Source organism: Candidatus Poribacteria bacterium (assembly GCA_021162805.1).
In the GTDB taxonomy this organism is placed as follows: domain Bacteria; phylum Poribacteria; class WGA-4E; order B28-G17; family B28-G17; genus JAGGXZ01.
In genome coordinates this window covers 1-3966 of sequence record JAGGXZ010000223.1, presented here as the reverse complement: position 1 = coordinate 3966, position 3966 = coordinate 1, and the positions used below count along the sequence as shown (strand labels likewise).

Here is a 3966-nt window from a genome sequence, read left to right as displayed (position 1 = left end):
GCGTTAACTAACGTCTGAATGGGATAATAGATCATCGGTTTGTCCCAGATCGGCAGGAGATGTTTGTTGACGACCTTCGTTATCGGGTAGAGCCTCGTCCCCAATCCCCCTGCCAGAACAACCCCTTTCAGCTCCATAAGCACACCGAGTCATCGGGAAGATGAAGTTTTGAACGCGAAAATTATATCATAGTCATCATGGAGAGTCGAGTCTGAGCAACTTCGCCCCGTTTTCGCACAGGATCTTGGCCATCTCTTTCTCCGAGAAACCAAGGGAGGCTATCCAGGATAGCTCCTCCTTTTGATCGGCCCAGGGGGCATCGGTGGCGAAGAGTATCCTATCTATGCCATGCTCCCTCATCATCCTCAGTGCTCTCTCATCATCCATGAAGGTTCGCACGTATGAGGTATCGAGATAGATCTCCCTACCCAGCAGATATCTTTCGACCTCGTCCCACATCTTAAATCCTCCCATATGCGCGGCGACGATCCTAAGCCTCGGAAAGCTCTCATGAACTTTCAAGATCCTTTCGGGCGTCGCATGCGCTGGCGGCGGCAGGCCGATATCCACCCCAGCATGCAGAAGTAAGATCATGCCCAGATCCTCCATCACCTCGTAGATCGGCATGTATCTTTCATCGTCGATGAAGGTCTCCTGATAATCACCGTGGATCTTGATCCCCCGGATGCCCAGAGCCTTTATCCTTTTCAGCTCCTCCTCAGATCTTTCCAGATCGGGATGGATGGCGCCGAACGGGATCAGCTGGTCGGATTTCAGCGACAGAAGCCAGTTGTTTATCGATCTAACCTGTGAGGGCTTGGTGGCCACAGGTTGGAGGACGCTCCTGGATATGCCCGCCCTCATCATCGACCGCTTCAGCCCCGAGATCGTCCCATCGTATGATGGGATGACCCCGGAGCGCTGTGAAAGCTGCTCCATCGCCCTGGAAGCCAGATCATCCGGGAAAGCGTGCACGTGGAAGTCTATCACCTTCATCTTCGCCTCCACGGCGGAGTCATGTCCCAGCTTTCGGGCGGCGAGGTGTCATCCTCGTCCGTTATGAAGCCGTAATATCTCCCACGCCAGTAGGCGTCGAGGAAATCGGCGTTTCCTATCTCCCTCTGCATGTTGCCTTCGAAGATCAGGACCAGATTGGCGTTATGCCAGCTTTCGCCCCTATCTTCGCTCACGAACAGCCCGGCGGGGATGCTGCAGAAGATCCTTTTCGTTCTGAGCGGGGAGTTTATCGAGTGGGCCACGTGGTCGGATCGAGAGGTCCGGTATATCCCGGCGGCAGATCCACCGCCGATGGATACAGCCCATCGATCCAGTGTCGCTGGAGTATGTTCCTCCCGAAGATCTCCGCCTTCGCCTTAAGCGGCATCCTCCAGCTATCATCTGCGGCGTATGAGACGCTATAGGTCAAAATCAGGGTCAAAGCGAGCATCGGATACCTCCAAGCTCTTTCAGTTCCCGCTTATTCTATCATACCTCGAAAATATGCTCAAGATCGAAATCGTTGAGGAGGCATAAACCCTGTGACTGCTCATGTTTTTACATCCGCAAAAATTCGATCTTCTTTACACCCTAGCGAACAGCGTGAGGACAAGATACCCTTGCCCGGAACAGGCGACTGTGGTATACTCAATTAGCCGCAAACCTGATAACTTATGTGGGAAAGGAGAGAAAGGATGGGTTTGAGGGAGGATTTCCGATCTCCATCATCCCTCTACAGGGGAAAACCCTTCTGGGCTTGGAACGGACGCCTGGAGGAGAGCGAACTCCGCCGTCAGATCCGAGTTTTCAGGGATATGGGTCTGGGCGGAGGATTTATGCATTCAAGGGTCGGGCTGGCGACGCCGTATCTGTCGGAGGAATGGTTCGATCTCATAAAGGCATGTGCGGATGAGGCGCGTAAGAACAACATGGAGGTATGGCTTTACGACGAGGATCGGTGGCCGTCGGGCGCGGCGGGCGGATTGGTGACCAAGGATCCCAAATACCGTCAAAGGTTCCTCAGATTGACCATCTCCGACCCTGGCTCGTTCAAACCCCTCGGCGATGAGCTTGCCATATTCGCCGCCAAGGTTAACGGCAACAGGGCAAGCGACGTCAGACAAATCAGTTCGGATGAGATAAGCTCTGTGGGGGAAGACGAAAAGATCCTCTCCTTCCGATGCGTGCTGGCTGATCCCTCCCCCTGGTATAACGATCAGACCTATCTCGACACGCTGTCCGAGGAGGCAGTGGCCAAATTCATCGAGGTCACACATGAGGCCTATGCCAGGCATGTCGGGGAGGATTTCGGCACCGTTATACCCGGCATCTTCACCGACGAGCCGAATCACGGAGGTTTAAGCCTGAGTGAGAGGGGAGGCAACGCGCCGTGGACCGACTCGCTGCCGGAGGTTTTCAGGGAACGATACGGCTATGATCTGATACCTCATCTTCCGGAGATCTTCTTTAAGGTAAATGACTCGGACTTTTCAAAGGTCCGGCGTGATTATCACGACTGTCTGACGTATATGTTTACCAGGAGCTTCGCCAAACAGATATTCGATTGGTGCGAGAGACATAACCTCCTTTTCACCGGCCACGTTCTGGCTGAACAGGATCTGAGGAGTCAAACCTCGGTGGTGGGCAGCACGATGAGATTCTATGAGTTCATGCAGGCCCCTGGAATAGACATCCTCTGCGGCCAGATACTGACCAGGGAGGGCGGGACATCGCCTGAGTTCTCCACCGCCAAGCAGTGCAGCTCCGTGTTGGATCAATTCGGCCGAAAGTGGATGTTGAGCGAGCTTTACGGATGCACGGGATGGCATTTCAACTTCGCCGAGCATAAGGCCGTCGGCGACTGGCAGGCCGCCTTGGGCGTGAATTTGAGATGCCAGCACCTCTCGTGGTACACCATGCTGGGGGAGGCAAAACGCGACTACCCCGCCTCCATCTCGTTCCAGTCCCCATGGTGGCGGGATTATCCGATCGTGGAGGATTACTTCGCAAGGGTGAACCTGCTTATGACCCAGGGGAGAGCCATACGGGATGTGGCGGTGATTCACCCTATTGAAAGCGCCTGGGGGCTTTTCTACGCCGGCGTGCGCGAGCCGCTGGACAGGCTTAACAACGAGTTTATGACCCTCCAGAACACACTGCTTGAGGAACATTTCGACTTCGACTACGTGGATGAGGACATATTGGAGAGACATGGATCGGTGGAGGGAGATTCGCTGCGGGTGGCGGAGGCGAAATACAGGGTCGTCATCGTGCCTCCTATGCTGACCATACGAAAAAGCACCCTGAAATTTCTCTCCGGCCTGCTGGAGGCAGGCGGCAGGGTGATATTCGTCGAGCCTATACCCACCTTCGTGGATGCCGTGCCGAGCGATGAGGCTCAGAAACTGGCGGCTAAGGCGACCTGCATCCAATTGGATAGAGCTGAATTGGTGAACGCACTCTCCCAGATCGGGGACATACGTCGGGTCTCGATCAAGGATGAAAGCGGGAAGGAGTACAACCGCTCGCTTTATATGCTGCGTTATGATCCTGAAACCGGCCGGTATCTCACCTTCATCTGTCACACGCTCCAGGATAGGTCTTCCGGCCCGCTCACCGTCAGGATCCCGGGCAAGGGACAGGTTCAGGAGTGGGATGCTCAGACGGGCGAGGTATATCTCGCCGATGCTGAGGAGACGGATGACGGCGTGCTGATCCACACCGATCTGCCCGGCTGCGGCAGTCGACTGTTCGTGATCGATCCGAATCCCGATCCCAAGCTCTCGCCAAGAAGGAAATACGTCGAAGTGAGAAGGGAGAAGATAGAGAGGGATAGATGGCCGATCCTCAGGGATGAGCCGAACGCCTTTCCACTCGATGTCGCCGAATTTTCGATCGATGGCGGCGAGTGGCAGGGACCGATGGAGATATTGAAGATCGATATGGCCGTTCGCGACGCGGCCGGGCTGC

General features: G+C 55.1%; 5 protein-coding genes. 1 reads left to right on the top strand and 4 read right to left on the bottom strand.

The annotated features are described in order from the left end of the window. From J7M22_18285 to J7M22_18270, 4 genes are all read right to left on the bottom strand, one after another. Window positions 1-131: spore coat protein (locus J7M22_18285; protein MCD6508555.1), on the bottom strand; the 131-nt coding region annotated here is incomplete at its 3' end. Window positions 132-195: 64 nt separating this feature from the next. Next, window positions 196-996 (bottom strand): amidohydrolase, encoded by an 801-nt coding sequence (locus J7M22_18280; protein MCD6508554.1) that lies wholly within the window; start codon window positions 994-996, stop codon window positions 196-198. Beyond that, a complete protein-coding gene (locus J7M22_18275; protein ID MCD6508553.1) occupies window positions 993-1190 on the bottom strand; it encodes a hypothetical protein in 198 nt (65 codons plus the stop codon). The genes J7M22_18280 and J7M22_18275 overlap by 4 nt, the downstream gene beginning before the upstream one ends. A gap of 53 nt (window positions 1191-1243) precedes the next feature. Beyond that, window positions 1244-1447: a hypothetical protein gene (locus J7M22_18270; protein MCD6508552.1), complete on the bottom strand. Its 204-nt coding sequence runs from the start codon at window positions 1445-1447 to the stop codon at window positions 1244-1246. Window positions 1448-1691: 244 nt separating this feature from the next. Here J7M22_18270 and J7M22_18265 point away from each other — a divergent pair. Then, window positions 1692-3966 (top strand): hypothetical protein (locus tag J7M22_18265; protein ID MCD6508551.1); only part of this gene is annotated, 2275 nt, incomplete at its 3' end.

Excerpts from the sequence above, each read along its gene's own strand:
- J7M22_18280 (MCD6508554.1), bottom strand. The coding sequence starts at position 996 with ATGAAGGTGATAGACTTCCACGTGCACGCTTTCCCGGATGATCTGGCT.
- J7M22_18270 (MCD6508552.1), bottom strand. The coding sequence starts at position 1,447 with ATGCTCGCTTTGACCCTGATTTTGACCTATAGCGTCTCATACGCCGCA.